Source organism: Streptomyces sp. NPDC054849 (assembly GCF_053610945.1).
Map to the genome: position 1 here is coordinate 1 of NZ_JBSGZI010000144.1, position 16,279 is coordinate 16,279.

Sequence of the window (16,279 nt, forward strand, 5' to 3'; positions counted from 1 at the left end):
CCCGGACCGGGAGCTCACGCTCCCGGTCCGGGCGTCGTCGTGCCCAAGGGTTGGGGCTGACGTCGGAAGCCGCCCTTCGGATCACTTGAGGCCGCCCTTCAGGTGATTGCCGGACCTCCGGCGGGCCAGGCCGCCGTTCTGGGGGTACGAGGACTCAGCACCTGATGAAGGCGCCACCCCAGTGAGGAGCTCGACGATGTACGCAGCAGTGCGGCGGTACGAAGGTGTGAACGATCCCACTGAGGCAGGACGCCGGGTGAAGGAAGGGTTCGTGCCACTCCTGCAGCAGGTCTCCGGCTTCGTGGCCTACTACTGGGTCGATGCCGGGGACGGAGTGATGGTCTCGACCAGCGTCTTCCAGGACCGGGCCGGTGCCGAGGAATCGGTGTCGAGGGCGGCGGAGTTCGTGCGGGAGAACCTTGCGTCACTGCTTCCCAACCCTCCTCAGGTCATGGCCGGTGAGGTCGTTGCCTCTGCATGAGATCGTTCGGGCTGGAGGGTGGCCGGATCGAGTCGGCTCATGTCCCGAACCGGCCCGGCAGCCCGTGCGCATGACCGCTACGGAGGCCGTCCGACGCTCCCACCGCGACCTCAAGCCCGCGCCCGCCTGAGGGACGGGCACACCCTTCAAGGCACGTTGGACAGGGTCTCGCGCGGGTCGCGAAGTCGGTTCCCCCTTCGCCGTCGCAGTCGCTGGGGCCTCGGCGACGCCCGCACACGGGCGGGGTCGGGCAGACGGCTGACGCGATCGCACCCAAGGCGGGACCGTCTCCTCCACCCCCTACCGGGGTATGACCTCCGACTTGGCTCCACGGTGGGACGTGGCGGCCGGAACCTCCTTCCTACCTTCCTCCTCGTCACGAGGAGAGGAGAAGGGGCATGCGCCGCTTCGGAAGGACGCTGGTCACCGCCACGCTGGCGGTGGCCGTCGTCGGGGGGACCGCTGGATGGGCCTCGGGCGACAGTCAGACAGCGGTCACCGGGCCGCCGCCGGGCACCGCCGCCTGGCGTGCCGATACGGCGTCCGGGCGGTCGCTGCCCGACCCGGCGACCGCGCCGCCGCGCGAGGTGGCCCGGTTCTTCGCCGGGCTGGACGATGCGGCGCGCCGGGAACTCGTACGGTCCCACCCGCTGGTGGTGGGGAATCTGGAGGGGTCGCCGGTCCGTCTGCGGTACGAGGCGAACCGGATCGCCGCCACGGCCACGGGTGAGGCGCGGTTCGCCTCCCTGGCCACGCCGGACCGGCAGATCCTGGCTTTCGACCCGCGCGGCCGGGGCCAGGTCGCCGAGGTGTTCGGTGACTTGGAGCACGCGGAGCACGTATCGGTGATCGTGCCGGGGGCGGACAACGACGCCACCGCCTACGACGCCCGGCGCAGGCCGTACACCGGCCCGGCCGGGATGGCCCGGGCGCTGCGCGCGGCCACCGGCGGGACCACGGCCGTCGTCGCCTGGACCGGTTACACCACCCCGGTCGGCGTCGGCCTGGACGCTGCCACCGGCCGGCTGGCCGGGGCCGGGGCGGCCCGCCTGGCCCGGTTCACCGCGGGACTCGACGCGGTCGGCGCGCCCGACCCGGTGCTGTTCTGCCACAGCTACGGCTCGGTGGTCTGCGGGCTGGCGGCCCGGCACACGGACGCCACCGACATCGTGGCCTTCGGCTCCCCCGGGATGCGCGCCGGCACGGCGGCCGCCCTGCGCACCGGCGCCCGGGTCTGGGCGGCCCGGGGCCCCTCCGACTGGATCGCCGACGTCCCGAACGTCGCGTTCGCCGGGCTGGGCCACGGCGCCGATCCCACCTCCGCGGCCTTCGGTGCCCGCTGGGTTCCGGCCGCCGACGTCCAGGGGCACACCGGCTACTTCACGCCCGGCACACAGTCCCTGGCGGCCTTCACCGCGATCGCGACGGGAGGCGCGCGATGAGCACCTCGACCAGCACGACGCGCACCACCGGGAACGCGGGGAACACGGTGACCCGCCTGCGGGCTACGGTCGAGCGGATCGACCGGCGGACTCCCGCCCACCGTGACCGGGCGATCGACGGGCTGCGCGCCCTGGCACTGCTGGCCGTGCCGACCGGCCACTGGCTGCTCGGCGGCTTCACCCTGGACTCCGACGGCGGCCTGCACAACGCCAGCCCGCTGTCGGCCCTCGGCGCCCTGGCGCCGGCCGGCTGGGTGCTGCAGATGCTGGGCATCTTCTTCCTGGTCGGCGGCTACGCCTCGGCGCTCTCGTTCCGGCGCCGTACGGGGTCGGCGGGCTCGTGGCTCAAGGGCCGGATCGTCCGGCTGGGGCGGCCGGTGCTCGGCGTCACCGCGGTGTGGGCGGTGACCGCGCCGGTGCTGTACGCGGCCGGGGTGCCCGAGGCTTCGCTGCGGACCGGGGCGACGCTGGTGATCCAGCCGCTGTGGTTCGTCGGGGTGTACGTGGTGGTCACGGCGCTGACCCCGTACTGCGTGCGGGCGGCGCAGCGCCTCGGCGGCTGGGCGGCACTCCCGCTGCTCGGTTCGGTCGCCGTGGTGGACTTCCTGCGCTATGGGCCGTTCGCCGACTCCGTGCCGTCCTGGCTGTCCCTGGTGAACATCCTGCCGGGCTGGCTGTTCGCGTACCAGCTGGGCGTCTCCTGGGGCGAGCGGCGAATCGGGCGGCGCGGGGCCTGGCTGCTGCTGGCCGGCGGGACGCTGCTGTTCGCTGCGCTCCTGGCTGTCTTCCACTACCCGGCGTCGATGGTGGGCGTACCCGGTGAGGCGCGGACCAACTCGCACCCGCCGTCGCTCCTGGTGCCGGCCCTGGCCTCGGCACAGTCGGGCGCGGCGATCCTGCTGCGCGACCGGCTGGCGAAGCTGCTGGCCCGGCCGGCGCTGTGGGCTCCGGTGGTCGTGATCAACCTGTGCGCGATGACGATTCTGTGCTGGCACCAGACGGCCATGCTGGCCGCGGCCGTGCCCGGCTCGTTCGCGGGTGAGCTGGCCGGGCTGACGACGGCGCCGGACAGTCTGGGGTGGATCGCGGCGCGGCTGGCGTGGATGCCGGTGTTCGCGGCGCTGCTGGTGGTCATCGCCCGGTACGCGCGGCGGTTCGAGCGTCCGCCGGAGCGGGGGGAAGGGCGCAGGGCGACCGCGCTCCGCCGGACGGCGGCGGGCCTGCTGGCGGCCGGGTTCGCGGTGTTCGCGCTGGGTCTCGCGTGACCCCTCGGTAGGCCGGGCGGTACGACGAGAGCGCCGCTCCCCCGGGGGAGCGGCGCTCTCGTGCCGTACTGGTGCTCCGCGTCAGGCGATCGAGGCGGCGACTATCGCGGCCACGGCCAGGTTGCAGGCGGCCGAGACCCAGACCGCCGGGTGGGGCTGCGGGTCGACGACGATGGCGCCGAGCTTGCCCGGGGTGACGAGGTCGAGGACGAGGAAGGCCACGGCCATCAGGATCAGGCCGAGCACGCCGAAGGCGGCGGTCGACAGCAGCCCCTTGCCGAAGTCCGCGTACGTCGTCCAGATCGAGGTGAAGACGATGCCGCCGATGCCCAGGAGCGCCGAGCTGAGGAAGAGCGCCGCATTGCGGTTGCGCTCCTCCCAGATCTGCTTCGGAAGCTTCCCGGGCGTCAGCACGTCCACGAGGACGATGCCGAGGATCAGCAGCACCAGGCCGAGGGCGCCGTAGGCGCTGGTGCGGCCAAGTCCGTTGATGATGTCGCTCATTGAGAAGCCTGTCTCCGCGTAGGTGGGAAAGTATCTGCCGTGGGGAGGCCGAATCTATCGCACGGCCTCGCGGCGGACCATGGGGAGGTCGGCAAATGGTAAAGGTCAGGGCCGCGCGGGCGGCCGAGGCGGAGGCCCTGACCAGGCTGGTGATGCGGTCCAAGGCCCACTGGGGGTACGACGCCGGGTTCCTGTCCGCGTGGGCGGAGGAACTGCGGATCCGGGCGGATGACGTGACGGCCCGGCGGATCGTGGTGGCCGAGAACGGGCGGGGGGAAGTGCTCGGGCTCGCCTCCCTGGAGGGGACTCCCCCGCTGGCCTCCCTGGGGCTGCTGTTCGTGGAGCCCTCGGCCATCGGCCGGGGCGTGGGGCGGATGCTGTACCGGGACGTGCTGCGCCGGGCCGTGGAGCTGGGGGTGCGCCGGTTGGTGATCGACTCCGATCCGCACGCTGCCGGGTTCTACCGGGTGATGGGGGCGGTGACCGCGGTGGCCAGGGTGACCGGGGTGACCGGGGTGGCCGGGGTGGCCGGGGTGCCCGCGGTGGCCGGGGTGCCCGCGCCGGGCGGTGACGGCACCAGCGACGGCGAAGCCGAAGCCGACGGCAGCCCGTCGGCTTCGGCCTGGACGTCGGCGTCGGCGTCGGCGTCGGCGTCGGCGACCGTGCCGGCCCTGGTGCGGTTCGAGGCGGCTCCCGTCCCGCTCGCCGACTGGGCGCAGGCGTGGACCGGCGGGGGCCGGGCCGTGCACGTGGGCAACGTCGCGGAGTTCAACACGCAGTTCGCCGACGCCTCCCTGGCCCGCGGGCAGGCGGCCGCGCACCACTACGCCTGCCTGGCAGCCTTCTACAGCCCGTACCCGGCCGCTCTGGTGCTGCCCCGTGCGGTGCCGAAGGGCTGGACCGAGCTGGTCTGCCGCCAGTTGGGCTGGAACGGGGTCGAGGTGTACGACGGACTGGTGGAGCAGGGCTCCGGCCTCGCCGAGGCCGTACGGGACCGGCCGGCGCTGGCCGCGCTGCTGACCGGGGCCGGGCTGCCCCTCGTACCGTGGGGGCGCACCAGGCCGTTCGGGCGGCTGGCGGGGCGGCCGTGGCGGGCCGGGGAGCTGCGCTACGAGTCGAAGTCCGCGGCGCACGGGCTCTTCGGGCGGATCCTGGCGGACGGCGCGCATCCCGGGATCGTGCTCCCCGCGCAGTGGCGGGCGGCCTCCCGGTGGGCGGCGGCCCGGCTGCTGGCGGCCCGGACCAAGGCGGGCGAGAGCACTGTTCTGAAATCGGAGCACGGTGTCGGAGGGTCGGGGACCACAGTGGTCACCGCCGGCCGGGTACGGGCCGCGGGCGGCGCCCGCGCCGTGCTGCGGCGGCTGCCGCGCGGCCCGCTGCTGGTGGAGGAGTTCGTCCCCGGGCCGTCGGATCCCGGCGCCGCCCGGGACCTGACGTATGACGGCTTCGTAGACGGCGCCGGCCATCCGCACACGGTCGGGGCGGCGCTGATGGACGTGACGGAAGGCGCCTACTGCGGGGCGACCGTCGGCCCCGGAGCGGTGCCCCCGTGGGCGGAGGAGCCCTTGCTGGCCTTCGGCGCGGCGGTGGGCCGTGAGCTGGCGGCATCCGGCTACCAGGGCTGGTTCGACGTGGACTTCGTCGCGGACGACGCGGGGCGGCTCGCGCCGACGGAGACGAACCTGCGGCTGACCGGGCCGTCGATCGCCTTCATGGTGGCGGCCCGGCTCGACGCCCTGCGGGGCGCGGGGCACCTCGTACGGATCGCCGACCGGGTGGAGTTGGGGGCACGGCTGCCCGAGGCTCAGCTGGACGAGCTGTGCACGGACCTGGCACGGAGGTGTGCGGAACTGGGGGCGGTGTTCGTGCCCGCGATCCCGACGGGGGCGTTCGACCCGGCGCCCTGGCTGGGTGTGCTGGTGGCCGCGCACAGCCCGGAGGTTCTGGACGCGGCCGAGGCCCTGGTGCGGTCCGAGGCGGCGGCCGTCGGTGCGATGTTCGGCCCGCCGCCGAGCGTGTGAATGCCTCGCCGTCCAGGCAGGGGACATGAGTTCCATCACCGGGCCGGGAGGCACATGCTCGACGCATGGCGCACCCGGTCCGCCTGGTCGTCCTGATCACCCCTCTTCCAAAGCGCGGCCGCGAGCAGGTCGAGGCGTTCGAACTTCTCGCACCGATCGTCCGCGCGCTACGACCCGCACCAGGTGACCGTCGAGCTCGTCGCCCAACCGGGGCGTGAGCCCGGGATCAGGTCCTGTCCTCGAAGTCGAAGGGTGAGTCCGGCTTCCGGGCGAGGTGGAGGACCACGATGAGGCCCGCGATCATCAGGGGGATGTTGAAGGTGTAGACGAGGAGGGCCTGCTGGGGCCAGTCCTGTTTGGCCGCCAGCCGGTAGGCGTTGTCCTGTGGCCACCAGGCCAGCAGCAGGTAGCTCGCAGCGAGGTGGACGGCCCTGGTGCGGCCGGCGGGGCGGCCGTGTTCCCGGTCCCGCATCAGCCGGTAGCCGGTGAACAGGAAGGCGATGCCCGCGCCGAAGGACACGCATTCCGCGACGTAGAGGAGGAAGAAGAGGGCGGCCCACGGGTAGGGCACGGCGGAGAGGTCCGTGGATCCGGGCCAGACGAGGTCGGTGAGCAGCAGGGTGAGGAATCCGAGGACGAGTGCCAGGCATCCGCCGGTGAAGCTGCGGACGCGGTGCGGGTCGCCGGTTCCGGTGCCGGGGGCCGGAGTGAACTTGCCTCCGTACAGGGCAGGTTGCTCAGAGCCGGGCTGTGCGGGCAGCGGCAGGGCCGAGCGGTCCTCCTGCCCGCCCCTGTTGCGCGGAGTGGCCCGGAGCCGGACGAGGATGTGCGGGGATTCCTCCTTGAGGACGACGCCGGCGAGGTGGTTGCGCAGGCCGTGGATCGTGGGCAGCGGCGCGGAGGCGTCCCAGGCCGGGTCGCCGGGCGGCGGGGACACATAGGCGACGAGCCGCCTTTCCCCGTCCTTGTCGACGCCGGCGAGGACGGCTGCGCCGATGCCCGGATGGGTGCGGATCGCGGCCTCGACGGGGTGGGGGTCGAACGAGCCTCCGGGGAGGGTGATCCGGTGCCGGATCCGGCCGGCGTACTCCAGCAGGCCGTCGGGGCGCAGCACGCCGAGGTCGCCGGTGGGTATCGCGTCCGCGCCGCCGGGCGGGGTCAGGTGGATCTCCCCGTCCCGCACGTGGACCTGGCAGCCCGCAAAGGGGGTGCCCAGCAGGGAGTGACGTTCCGGTTCGTTGACGGGGGCGGTCAGCTGCGGGAGTTCGAAGCAGGTGCCCGTGCCGGCGGCCTCGGTGAGGCCGTAGACGTTGAGGATGCGCACGCCGGGCCGCAACCGGACGTGCAGGGCGTCCAGTTCGTCGAGGTGGAGCCGGTCCCCGGTGACGGTGGCCAGCCGCAGCGAACTCAGCCTCGGCGGGCCGGTCCTGCGGGCGGCGGCGGTGGGTCGGGGTCCGTCGACCACCAGCGTGCCGATGCCGGCCGGATCCGTGTGTACGACGGTGACCCTCTGGTTCTCGACCGCCGCGCGCACCTGCTGCGGGTGCTCGGACTGCCAGGAGGACCCCTTGGGGAGGACGAGGCTGCCGCCCGAGCACAGGGCCTTGGTCCAGCCGGCGGCGAAGGCGGTGACGTCCGGACGGGCGGTGATGAGGTGGCGGTCCTGCGGGGTCGTCGGCGCCAGCTCGGCCCAGCCCTGGCGGGCGGCGAGCAGCAGGGCGTGGCCGACGGGCACAGGGCGGGGTTCGGCGCTTGCGGTGAACAGGACGGCCGCGCCCACTCCGGCCGCGGCCGCTCCGGCCGCGGCGGACACCGTCGTCTCGGGCCGGTAGCCGGGCCGGGCGGCGATCTCGGCTTCGTCGTCGACCCCGATGGCGCGCAGGCCGGTACCGGTGTCGAGGGCGGCTCGGTGCGGCGCGTGGGTGAGCAGCGCGAAGGGTGCGAAGGTCTGGAGCGCATCGAGCTGCCGGCGGCCGGTGCGGGGCGTTTCGGCGTCGACGACGGCGTAGGCCCCGCCGGCTTTGAGGACGGCGAGGATTCCGACGACCAGGTCGGTCTGCCGGGTGGCGCCGATGGCGACGAGGCCGCCGGGCGGCAGACCGCAGGCGAGCAGATGATGCGCCAGCCGGTTGGCGCCTGCGTCGAGTTCCCCGTAGCCGGTGCTCTTCGCGCCGGCGATCAGGGCGGGGGCGTCGGGGGTGTCCCGCGCCCACCGTTCGAAGTGGTGCAGGACGGTGTCGGTGGTGCCCTTGGTGAAGCGGACGGACTCGGATCCCTGCGTCATGAACCGATGATGCCATCGGGCACCGACAACGGAGCAGGTCTCGGATTTCCCCCGCACGAGCGGGAGTTGGCATCCCGGTGGGGGGTCCGGAGCCGAATGCTTGACCTCGAGCTTGGTTGAGGTCCTAGCGTACGAGCCATGGACATGGAAGTCACCGCTTGGACCTCGCTGCACAGCGCGATGAACGCCCAGCAGGACCGTCGCCCGCTCTCCCGGGCCGGCCTGCGCCGCGTCGCCGCCTTCGCCCGCCCGCACCGTCGCGGCCTCACCCTCTTCCTCCTGCTGAGTGTGGTGACCGCGCTGCTGGCGGTGGCCACCCCGGTCCTCGCCAGCCGGGTCGTCACCGCCATCGTGAACGGCCGGGACAGCGGTACGGTCACCCGGCTCGCCCTGCTCATCGCGCTGATCGCCGTCGCGGAGGCCGCACTGGGGCTGCTGACCCGCCGGCTCTCCGCCACCCTCGGTGAGGGGCTGATCCTAAATCTGCGTACCGCGGTCTTCGACCACGTGCAGCGTATGCCGGTCGCCTTCTTCACCCGGACCAGGACGGGAGCTCTGGTCAGCCGCCTCAACAACGACGTGATCGGCGCCCAGCGGGCCTTCAGCAACACCCTGTCGGGGGTGGTCGCCAACACCGTGACCCTGCTGCTGACCCTCACCGTGATGCTGAGCATCTCCTGGCAGATCACCCTGCTGGCGCTGGTGCTGCTGCCGGTGTTCGTGCTGCCCGCCCGCCGGATGGGGACGCGGATGGCGGCGATGCAGCGGGAGGCCTCGGCCCTCAACGCCGCGATGGGCACCCAGATGACCGAACGGTTCTCCGCCCCCGGCGCGACGCTGGTCAAGCTGTTCGGGCGGCCCGCCGACGAGTCCGCGGAGTTCGCGGCCCGGGCGGCGCGGGTACGGGACATCGGCATCCGCACGGCGATGGCCCAGTCGGCCTTCATCACGGCACTCACCCTGGTCTCGGCCCTGGCCCTCGCGCTCGTCTACGGGCTCGGCGGCTTCTACGCCCTGCGCGGGACCCTGGACGCCGGTTCCGTCGTCGCCCTCGCCCTGCTCCTGACCCGGCTGTACGCTCCGCTGACCGCGCTCGCCGGCGCCCGCGTCGAGGTGATGAGCGCGCTGGTGAGCTTCGAGCGGGTCTTCGAGATCCTCGACCTGAAGCCGCTCATCGCGCAGAAGCCGGACGCCCGGCGGGTGCCGGAGGGACCCGTGACCGTGGAGTTCGACCGGGTCTCCTTCGGCTATCCCGCCGCCGACAAGGTCTCGCTCGCCTCGCTGGAGGAGGTCGCCACCCTCGACGTCCGCGGCGGTACGCAGGTGCTGCACGAGGTGTCCTTCCGTGCCGAACCGGGCCAGATGATCGCCCTGGTCGGCTCGTCCGGCGCCGGCAAGTCGACCATCGCGCAGCTGCTGCCCCGGCTGTACGACGCCGACGCGGGCGCGGTCCGCCTCGGCGGGGTCGACGTACGGGACCTCACGGCGGACTCGATCCGCGAGACGCTCGGCATGGTCACGCAGGACGGGCACCTCTTCCACGAGTCGGTCCGGGCCAACCTGCTGCTGGCCCGGCCCGAGGCCTCCGAGGAGGAGGTCTGGGAGGCGCTGCGCCGCGCACGTCTGGACGGACTCGTCGCCTCGCTGCCGGACGGGCTGGACACGGTGGTCGGGGAGCGCGGCTACCGGCTGTCGGGCGGGGAGCGGCAGCGGCTGACCATCGCGCGGCTGCTGCTGGCCCGCCAGCGCGTGGTGATCCTCGACGAGGCCACCGCGCACCTGGACTCGACGTCGGAGGCGGCGGTGCAGGAGGCGCTCGGCGAGGCCCTGGCGGGCCGGACCGCCGTGGTGATCGCGCACCGGCTGTCGACCGTGCAGGCGGCGGATCTGATCCTGGTGGTCGAGGAGGGCCGGATCGTGGAACGGGGCACGCACACCGAGCTGCTGGCGGCCGGCGGCCGGTACGAGGAGCTGTACCGCACCCAGTTCGCGGCGTCGGACACGCCCGCCGACCTGGCGTCGGGCGGCGTGGCACCGGTGACGGGAGCATGATGCTGCGATGGACATCAAACTGGAACTGATCGCCGTCCCCGTCACCGATGTCGACCGGGCCAAGGCCTTCTACGAGAAGCTCGGCTTCAACGCCGACCACGACGTGACCGTCAGCGAGGACATCCGCTTCGTCCAGCTCACCCCGCCGGGGTCGGCCTGTTCGATCGCGATCGGCAAGGGGCTCACCCGGATGACCCCGGGATCGCTGGACAACATGCAGGTCGTCGTCACCGACATCGAGGAGGCGTACGAGGAGCTGCGCGGCCGGGGTGTGGAGGTGACGGAGATCCAGGACCTGCCCTGGGGCTCCTTCGTCTACTTCTCCGACCCGGACGGCAACGGCTGGGCGGTCCAGCAGACCACTCCGCGCAAGGCGGCGGACTAGGGCGTCACCGCCGCCCCGGTGCGGGTGGCCTGCCGGGCGGCGGCCGACGGGTCCGGGCGAACCGGCCGGGCGCGGCATGCGTCTTCGCAGCCGTCCCGACAGGTGCGTGCGCGTTTGCAGGGAGAGGATGCGAGTGCCGATGGACCGCGAGGCCATGGATCTCAGGTCGTACGTCGAACGAACGCGCAGCGGACCGTGTTTCGTCTGTGCCTTCCTCGCCGGGGACCCGGACTACGCGCACGAGACCGTCTACGAGGACGAGCACCACGTGGCCTTCCTCGACCGATGGCCCACGCTCCCCGGAAAGGTCCTGGTGGCGCCGAAGAGGCACATCGAGCATGTCGTCCGCGATCTGGACCCGGTGGCCTACACCCGGCTGATGCTCGTCGTCCGGGAGGTCGCCCTCGCGGTCGAGGACGTCCACGACTCCGAGCGGACCTACCTCTACTCCCTGGGCAGCCGGCAGGGAAACAGCCACCTCCACTGGCACATCGCGGCGCTGCCGCCCGGAGTCCTGTATGAGCAGCAGCAGTTCCACGCGCTGATGACCGAGAACGGCGTCCTGTCACCGTCGCCCCGGGAGGCGGCTGACACGGCGTCGCGCCTGCGCGGAGCGATCGTCGCGCGCGGAGTCCTCACCACCCCGCGGTGAGGCCGGCCTCCCGGCTCAGGCCTCCGCGGCGGCGTGGTGGTGGTGGTCGAGCTCCCATGCGTGGTGCTTGAACTCGTGGCGGAAGTCGGCGTGGTCCTCCCACTGGCGGGCGATGCCGCGCAGGACGTCCCAGTTGTGCTCCACCGACTGGTCGATCACGCGGCGCATGGCCGGCTCGGCGGATTCCCGCTTCTCGATGAGGCCCTTGATGGCGGAGGCCTCCAGGACGGAGTTGCGCAGTGCGCGCAGCGCACGCGAGGTGTCGTCCATGCCGAAGCCGTACTCGCTGCCCGTCTCCGCGTCGAACAGCGGGGTGAGCCGCGCCTCGATGAAAGCGGTGATCCGCTCGAAGTGCTGCACGTCCATCGGGGGCTCCCTTTCCTGCCGGACGACCACGGGTCCCCGGCGTCTCCACTGCTTCTGCTGTTCAGCGCCATTATCCAGCAGGCTCCGACCCGGCCTGCCCCGGTCCGGGCCGGTCCGGACCGGACCGGACCGGACCGGACCGGACCGGACCGGACCGGGCGATGAATCCGCAGCCGCAACTCCCCCTCGCGCCGGTGATGTCTCCGTGATCTATGTTGAGGATCCGCTGTGTGGAAGGAATCTGAGACGGATGGACGAGAGTCCAGCGCTGACCGAACGGTTCGAAGAGCACCGATCTCATCTCAGAGCGGTGTCGTACCGCATGCTGGGCTCACTCTCGGAGGCCGATGACGCCGTTCAGGAAGCATGGCTGCGCCTGAACCGCTCCGACACCGGCGACGTCGAGAACCTCGGTGGATGGCTGACCACCGTCGTGTCGCGCGTGTGCCTGAACATGCTGCGTTCGCGCGAGTCCAGGCGCGAACACTCCTTGGACGTCTACCCCACCGACCCCCTCGCCGGCCGCGAGGACACGGTCGACCCCGAGCAGGAGGCCGTGCTGGCCGACTCGGTCGGGCTGGCACTGCTGGTCGTGCTCGACACGCTGGCACCTGCCGAGCGGCTCGCGTTCGTGCTCCACGACCTGTTCGCCGTGCCCTTCGACGAGATCGCCCCGATGATCGAGAAGTCCCCGGCCGCGACCCGCCAGCTCGCGAGCCGCGCCCGCCGCCGCGTCAAGGGGGCGCCGCTGGTGTCCGAGGCCGATCTGACCCGCCAGCGCAGTGTCGTGGACGCCTTCCTCGCCGCCACCCGGGGCGGGAGCTTCGACGCGCTCGTCACGCTGCTCCACCCCGACGTGGTCCTCAAGGCCGACCCGACCGTCGGTCCCACCCCCACTCGCGTCCTGCTCACCGGCGCCGTCACCGTCGCCAAGGCCGCGATGGCCGCCATGCAGCGCGCGCAGTCCACCCAGCCGGCGCTGGTCGACGGAGTGGTCGGCCTGGCGATGGCCCCGATGGGACGGCTGCGCCTGGTGCTGCGCTTCACGATCGAGGACCGCCTGATCACCGGGATCGACGTCGTCGCGGAGCCGGAGCGACTCGGCGAGCTCGAACTCGCCGCGCTCGACGTCTGACACCGACCCCAACGCCGGGCCCGACCCCGGTTCCGGCCCCGGCCCCGGCCCCGTCGACTGCGAACTCGCCGCGGGGGGTCGGAAGCGGCCGTAGCGATTCCGTGCCGCGGCCGCCCCTTCTGGGCCGCGGCACGGCGCTCCCATACTGGCGCCGTGACCGACTACGTCAAGCACTTGCCCCCAGCGGCGATACCGGAGGACGGGGTCGCCACGTGGGACGCCGGTGACGCCGAGCGCTGGCTCCGGACGCGCGTCCATGCGCTGTTCGCGCCCGTCGCCGGCAGCTGGATCCTCGGCCCCCTGGTCGCCCTCGCCGTCGTGCTGACGGCTTGGCACGGCGTGGAGCCCGACGGAAACTGGCGGGCTTACGCCGTGAGCGTCCTGCTGGTGGCGCTGCCGGTCTGGTACCGGTACCTGCCCGTGGCCGTCCTGCCGGCCGCGCCCGTCCTCGCGACGGACGCCGTCCTCGTGCTTCCCGGCATCCCCGACACGCAGGGCCGGATCGGCTGCGGGCTGGTCCTCGTCCTCGCCGCGTGGGCGTTCGCCGGGGCGCTGGCCCGCCTCCGCGCACGTCGCCGCCAGCGCGAACTGGCCCTCGCCGCAGCAGGGTCCGCCCGCTTCCCGCTGCCGACCCCGCTTCCGGCCGTACACCGCCGCCGCGGGCTTGCGGGGATCGTCCTCGGCTCCGCGTGCTGTCTCGCAGCCGCCGCCGCCCTCGCCGACGGCGCCCTCCTGGAGCTGCGGACCGCGGGCAGCGTGGAGCCGTACCACCCGGTGGGCATGCAGCTGCTCGCCCTGATGTTCCTGATCCCGGGTACCACCGCGCTCGGCCTGGGCCTGGCCCGCCGCCGGGCTGCGCGGCGCCTGCGCGCACGGCCGCAGCCCGCGCTCCTGGTCGGCGTACGGGCCTCCGCGTCCGAACGCCACTGGCTGTACCCGAACGCCGACACGCGCACCGCGGCGCCCCTGATCTCACACCGCGCACGCACCAGCGACACCCTCGCGGGTCGGCGGGTCCTTCTCTCCGGCTCCGAACGGACCCTGCGCGCGACCCACCGCGACATCGACCCCTGCAGGGAACCCTTCGAGGCAGTCCTGTACGGAGCCGTGTACGAGGGCGCCGAGGTCGTCCTGGAGAGCGCCGTGTACGAGGGCAACACCCGGCTCGTCTCCTCCGTCACCGCCGTCCCCCTGCTCCCACGGCGGCGTCACGGCCTGCGCAGCTGGACGCCGTCCGCCGGCTCGTACCGCGAGGCCGTCCGGGAGCAGACGCGCCTGGCCGAGGAGAGGAGGCGTGAACGGGAGCGGGAACGCAAGGAGTCGAAGGGCTCCGAAACCTCTGCGGGTGGCTGCGGCGGAGGCTGCGGTGGGGGCGGAGGCTGCGGCGGCTGCGGCTGCGGCTGACCGGCAGCAGCCGGCAGCGCCCAGCCCTGCAACACCGTCCGACGTCCGACGTCCGCCTCCCGCCGGCTAGGGGGCGAGTACGTCCAGCTCTTGCAGGGCGCCCACCGCGATCTGCCGGGTCAGGGCCTCGGCGCGTGCCGCGTCGCCCTCCCGTACGGCCTCGGCCACTTGGACGTGCAGGGTGACGGCGGCGGGGTCGGGATCGTGGAACATCACCGCGTGTTCGGTGCGGCCCGTCAGCACCTCGGCGACGACGTCCCCGAGGCGGGCGAACATCTCATTGCCGGAGGCGTTCAGCACGACGCGGTGGAAGGCGATGTCGTGGCGCAGATAACCGTTGAGCTGGTGACCGCGCGAGGTGCGGACCATGCCGAGGGCCGCCTCGGTGAGCTCGGCGCACTGCTCCGGCGTGGCCAGCCTCGCCGCGAGCCCGGCCGCGACGGGCTCGATCGCCGAGCGCAGCACGGTGAGGGAGCGCAGCTGCCGGGGCCGGTCGGTGCCGGCGAGCCGCCAGCGGATCACGCGCGGGTCGTAGACGTTCCACTCGTCGGTGGGACGTACGGTGACACCCACGCGGCGGCGGGACTCGACCAGGTGCATCGACTCCAGGACGCGGACGACTTCCCGCACCACGGTGCGGGAGGCGGCGAAGCGTTCGGCGATCTCGTCCGTGCGCAGGACGCTGCCGGGCGGGTATGCGCCCGCCGTGATCGCGAGGCCGAGGGTGTCCAGCACGCGGGAGTGGAGCCCTTGCCCCTGCCCTGGACTGCCTTCGGTGGTCATGGCGTAAGCGTACGGTCACACCCGCTCCGACAAAAGATGCGATGTTTTCCCAACTGCGCCTTGAATACGTACTACTTAATGCGCTTCAGTGGTTTCCACGGACCCAGGTCGACGAGGACAGCGAGGTACGCGTGAGCACCCAACGCGTCATTGTGGTGATGGGCGTGGCCGGCACGGGCAAGACGACCGTGGGCCGGCTGCTCGCGGAGGCCCTCGGCCTTCCGTATGCGGAGGGCGACGCGTTCCATCCGGCGGCCAACGTCGCCAAGATGTCGGCGGGAACCCCCCTGGACGACGCCGACCGCGGGCCGTGGCTGGACGCCATCGGCCAGTGGATCCGCAACTGCGCCGGGTTGCGCGGCGGCGTGGTCGCCGCCTCGTCGCTCAAGCGCGCCTACCGCGACCGGCTGCGCGCCGCGGCCCCCGGGGCGGTCTTCGTCCACCTCACCGGAGACCGCTCGCTGATCGCTCAGCGGATGGCGGCCCGAAAGGGCCACTTCATGCCCACTACCCTGCTGGACTCGCAGTTCGCCACCCTGGAACCGCTCCAAGCCGACGAACTCGGCGTCGTCGTCGACGTGTCCGGCTCCCCTGACGACATCACCGAACAGGCACTGGACGCCCTGCGGCGGCTCTGCCCACCCGGGAACTGAGGAACCGTCACCGTGACCAGGCTCGGCGTCGGGACGGGAGGCGGCCGGTAGCGGACCGATCACCTCGGCCGGGAACCTCGATCCGAGGTTCGTCGTCCTCGCGGGCATCGGTGGTCGACCGTCCTTCGTCCTCCTGCTGTCACTGCTCCTGTAGTTGATCCTGTGGCTCTTCCTGCAGCCGGTCCTGCAGCTGGGCGGCGGCGAGGGCCAGGCCGCCGGCCGCCGTCGCGCAGCGGGTCGCGAGGCGGGCGATCTCGGCGCGCAGGGCGTCGCACTCCGGCCCCTGCCACCCCGGCGCGGCGGCCGCCCTGCGTAGCCGAACCGCGTGCGTGTGCAGCGCGGCGGCGTGGCCGCGCAGGCCGCCGTCCGGAGGTCGGGGAGCCGGCCGCTGCGGCCGGCCAGTGACACGGCGTCGGACCGGGCCGAGGGTGGACGCGGGCCCCGCCGGGGGGCGTTCGGGCAGCCCGGGGCCGCGGTCGCAGAAGGCCCGGAAGGCGGCGCCGATCCCCAGAAGCGGTTCGGCCGTTTCAGCCCGGCCGGTGGCGACCTGCCATCCGGCGTGGTCGTTGAACGGGTTCGCGTCGGTCAGGGCGTTCCAGGCGAGGATGTCGGCGAAGGACGGGGCCAGCAGGGAGAAGGCGTGCACCGCTCCCTGCTCGCGCACGATGGTGCGGAACAGGCGGACGGCCTCGGCTTGGCGGCCCGCTGCGACGGCCCGCAGGACCGCCGCGGCGTGGGGGTCCTGCAAGAGCTCGGGACGGCCCGCGCTCGCGGCCCGGACCCGGGCCTTGAGTCCGCAGACGGCGATGCTGATCGCGAGGCTCTCCCGGCTCGCCAGGACTCCGGCGAGCC

At 73.1% G+C, this 16,279-nt stretch carries 14 protein-coding genes and 1 pseudogene; 10 read left to right on the forward strand and 5 right to left on the reverse strand.

What is annotated here, in order from left to right; genetic code table 11:
- Positions 1 to 271: 271 nt before the first annotated feature.
- From ACWGIF_RS35640 to ACWGIF_RS35650, 3 genes are all read left to right on the forward strand, one after another.
- A complete protein-coding gene (locus ACWGIF_RS35640) occupies positions 272 to 481 on the forward strand; it encodes a hypothetical protein (protein WP_453503752.1) in 210 nt (69 codons plus the stop codon).
- Positions 482 to 879: 398 nt separating this feature from the next.
- A complete protein-coding gene (locus ACWGIF_RS35645; RefSeq protein ID WP_453503753.1) occupies positions 880 to 1,923 on the forward strand; it encodes an alpha/beta hydrolase in 1,044 nt (347 codons plus the stop codon).
- Complete coding sequence (locus tag ACWGIF_RS35650) at positions 1,920 to 3,188, forward strand: acyltransferase family protein (RefSeq protein ID WP_453503755.1); 1,269 nt, start codon at positions 1,920 to 1,922, stop codon at positions 3,186 to 3,188. Before ACWGIF_RS35645 ends, ACWGIF_RS35650 begins: the two co-directional genes overlap by 4 nt.
- Before the next feature lie 81 nt (positions 3,189 to 3,269).
- Here ACWGIF_RS35650 and ACWGIF_RS35655 read toward each other — a convergent pair whose 3' ends face one another.
- Positions 3,270 to 3,692 (reverse strand): DUF350 domain-containing protein, encoded by a 423-nt coding sequence (locus ACWGIF_RS35655; RefSeq protein WP_374777882.1) that lies wholly within the window; start codon positions 3,690 to 3,692, stop codon positions 3,270 to 3,272.
- Positions 3,693 to 3,787: 95 nt separating this feature from the next.
- Here ACWGIF_RS35655 and ACWGIF_RS35660 point away from each other — a divergent pair, with 95 nt between their 5' ends.
- Positions 3,788 to 5,713 (forward strand): GNAT family N-acetyltransferase, encoded by a 1,926-nt coding sequence (locus ACWGIF_RS35660; RefSeq protein ID WP_453503757.1) that lies wholly within the window; start codon positions 3,788 to 3,790, stop codon positions 5,711 to 5,713.
- Positions 5,714 to 5,939: 226 nt separating this feature from the next.
- On the opposite strand, the gene ACWGIF_RS35665 is transcribed toward ACWGIF_RS35660, so the two are convergent.
- Positions 5,940 to 7,997 (reverse strand): AMP-binding protein, encoded by a 2,058-nt coding sequence (locus tag ACWGIF_RS35665; protein WP_453503758.1) that lies wholly within the window; start codon positions 7,995 to 7,997, stop codon positions 5,940 to 5,942.
- A 138-nt stretch (positions 7,998 to 8,135) separates the two neighbouring features.
- Between ACWGIF_RS35665 and ACWGIF_RS35670 the strand changes: the two genes are divergently transcribed.
- From ACWGIF_RS35670 to ACWGIF_RS35680, 3 genes are all read left to right on the forward strand, one after another.
- The gene (locus tag ACWGIF_RS35670; RefSeq protein WP_453503759.1) at positions 8,136 to 10,049 is read left to right on the forward strand and encodes an ABC transporter ATP-binding protein; all 1,914 of its coding nucleotides are present in this window, start codon (positions 8,136 to 8,138) and stop codon (positions 10,047 to 10,049) included.
- A gap of 7 nt (positions 10,050 to 10,056) precedes the next feature.
- A complete protein-coding gene (locus tag ACWGIF_RS35675; protein WP_453503760.1) occupies positions 10,057 to 10,434 on the forward strand; it encodes a VOC family protein in 378 nt (125 codons plus the stop codon).
- Positions 10,435 to 10,573: 139 nt separating this feature from the next.
- Positions 10,574 to 11,086 carry an HIT family protein gene (locus ACWGIF_RS35680; RefSeq protein ID WP_453503761.1) on the forward strand — a complete coding sequence of 171 codons (513 nt, stop codon included), beginning with the start codon at positions 10,574 to 10,576 and terminating at the stop codon, positions 11,084 to 11,086.
- Positions 11,087 to 11,101: 15 nt separating this feature from the next.
- Here the strand turns inward: ACWGIF_RS35680 and ACWGIF_RS35685 are convergent, their stop codons facing one another.
- Positions 11,102 to 11,452 carry a hypothetical protein gene (locus tag ACWGIF_RS35685; protein ID WP_453503763.1) on the reverse strand — a complete coding sequence of 117 codons (351 nt, stop codon included), beginning with the start codon at positions 11,450 to 11,452 and terminating at the stop codon, positions 11,102 to 11,104.
- A gap of 250 nt (positions 11,453 to 11,702) precedes the next feature.
- Here ACWGIF_RS35685 and ACWGIF_RS35690 point away from each other — a divergent pair, with 250 nt between their 5' ends.
- Together ACWGIF_RS35690 and ACWGIF_RS35695 are read left to right on the forward strand one after the other, a co-directional pair.
- Positions 11,703 to 12,587 (forward strand): sigma-70 family RNA polymerase sigma factor, encoded by an 885-nt coding sequence (locus tag ACWGIF_RS35690; RefSeq protein WP_453503765.1) that lies wholly within the window; start codon positions 11,703 to 11,705, stop codon positions 12,585 to 12,587.
- Positions 12,588 to 12,740: 153 nt separating this feature from the next.
- Positions 12,741 to 13,991, forward strand: a complete 1,251-nt coding sequence (locus ACWGIF_RS35695; protein ID WP_453503767.1) for a hypothetical protein — start codon at positions 12,741 to 12,743, stop codon at positions 13,989 to 13,991.
- A 66-nt stretch (positions 13,992 to 14,057) separates the two neighbouring features.
- On the opposite strand, the gene ACWGIF_RS35700 is transcribed toward ACWGIF_RS35695, so the two are convergent.
- Complete coding sequence (locus tag ACWGIF_RS35700; protein WP_453503768.1) at positions 14,058 to 14,774, reverse strand: FadR/GntR family transcriptional regulator; 717 nt, start codon at positions 14,772 to 14,774, stop codon at positions 14,058 to 14,060.
- Between the two features lie 131 nt (positions 14,775 to 14,905).
- Between ACWGIF_RS35700 and ACWGIF_RS35705 the strand changes: the two genes are divergently transcribed.
- The gene (locus ACWGIF_RS35705; protein ID WP_453503769.1) at positions 14,906 to 15,427 is read left to right on the forward strand and encodes a gluconokinase; all 522 of its coding nucleotides are present in this window, start codon (positions 14,906 to 14,908) and stop codon (positions 15,425 to 15,427) included.
- A 139-nt stretch (positions 15,428 to 15,566) separates the two neighbouring features.
- Here the strand turns inward: ACWGIF_RS35705 and ACWGIF_RS35710 are convergent.
- Positions 15,567 to 16,279 (reverse strand): annotated as a pseudogene (locus ACWGIF_RS35710) (hypothetical protein); the annotation flags it as partial.

Excerpts from the sequence above, each read along its gene's own strand:
- ACWGIF_RS35645 (WP_453503753.1), top strand. The coding sequence starts at position 880 with ATGCGCCGCTTCGGAAGGACGCTGGTCACCGCCACGCTGGCGGTGGCC.
- ACWGIF_RS35650 (WP_453503755.1), top strand. The coding sequence starts at position 1,920 with ATGAGCACCTCGACCAGCACGACGCGCACCACCGGGAACGCGGGGAAC.
- ACWGIF_RS35655 (WP_374777882.1), bottom strand. The coding sequence starts at position 3,692 with ATGAGCGACATCATCAACGGACTTGGCCGCACCAGCGCCTACGGCGCC.
- ACWGIF_RS35660 (WP_453503757.1), top strand. The coding sequence starts at position 3,788 with ATGGTAAAGGTCAGGGCCGCGCGGGCGGCCGAGGCGGAGGCCCTGACC.
- ACWGIF_RS35665 (WP_453503758.1), bottom strand. The coding sequence starts at position 7,997 with ATGACGCAGGGATCCGAGTCCGTCCGCTTCACCAAGGGCACCACCGAC.
- ACWGIF_RS35670 (WP_453503759.1), top strand. The coding sequence starts at position 8,136 with ATGGACATGGAAGTCACCGCTTGGACCTCGCTGCACAGCGCGATGAAC.
- ACWGIF_RS35675 (WP_453503760.1), top strand. The coding sequence starts at position 10,057 with ATGGACATCAAACTGGAACTGATCGCCGTCCCCGTCACCGATGTCGAC.
- ACWGIF_RS35680 (WP_453503761.1), top strand. The coding sequence starts at position 10,574 with ATGGACCGCGAGGCCATGGATCTCAGGTCGTACGTCGAACGAACGCGC.
- ACWGIF_RS35685 (WP_453503763.1), bottom strand. The coding sequence starts at position 11,452 with ATGGACGTGCAGCACTTCGAGCGGATCACCGCTTTCATCGAGGCGCGG.
- ACWGIF_RS35690 (WP_453503765.1), top strand. The coding sequence starts at position 11,703 with ATGGACGAGAGTCCAGCGCTGACCGAACGGTTCGAAGAGCACCGATCT.
- ACWGIF_RS35700 (WP_453503768.1), bottom strand. The coding sequence starts at position 14,774 with ATGACCACCGAAGGCAGTCCAGGGCAGGGGCAAGGGCTCCACTCCCGC.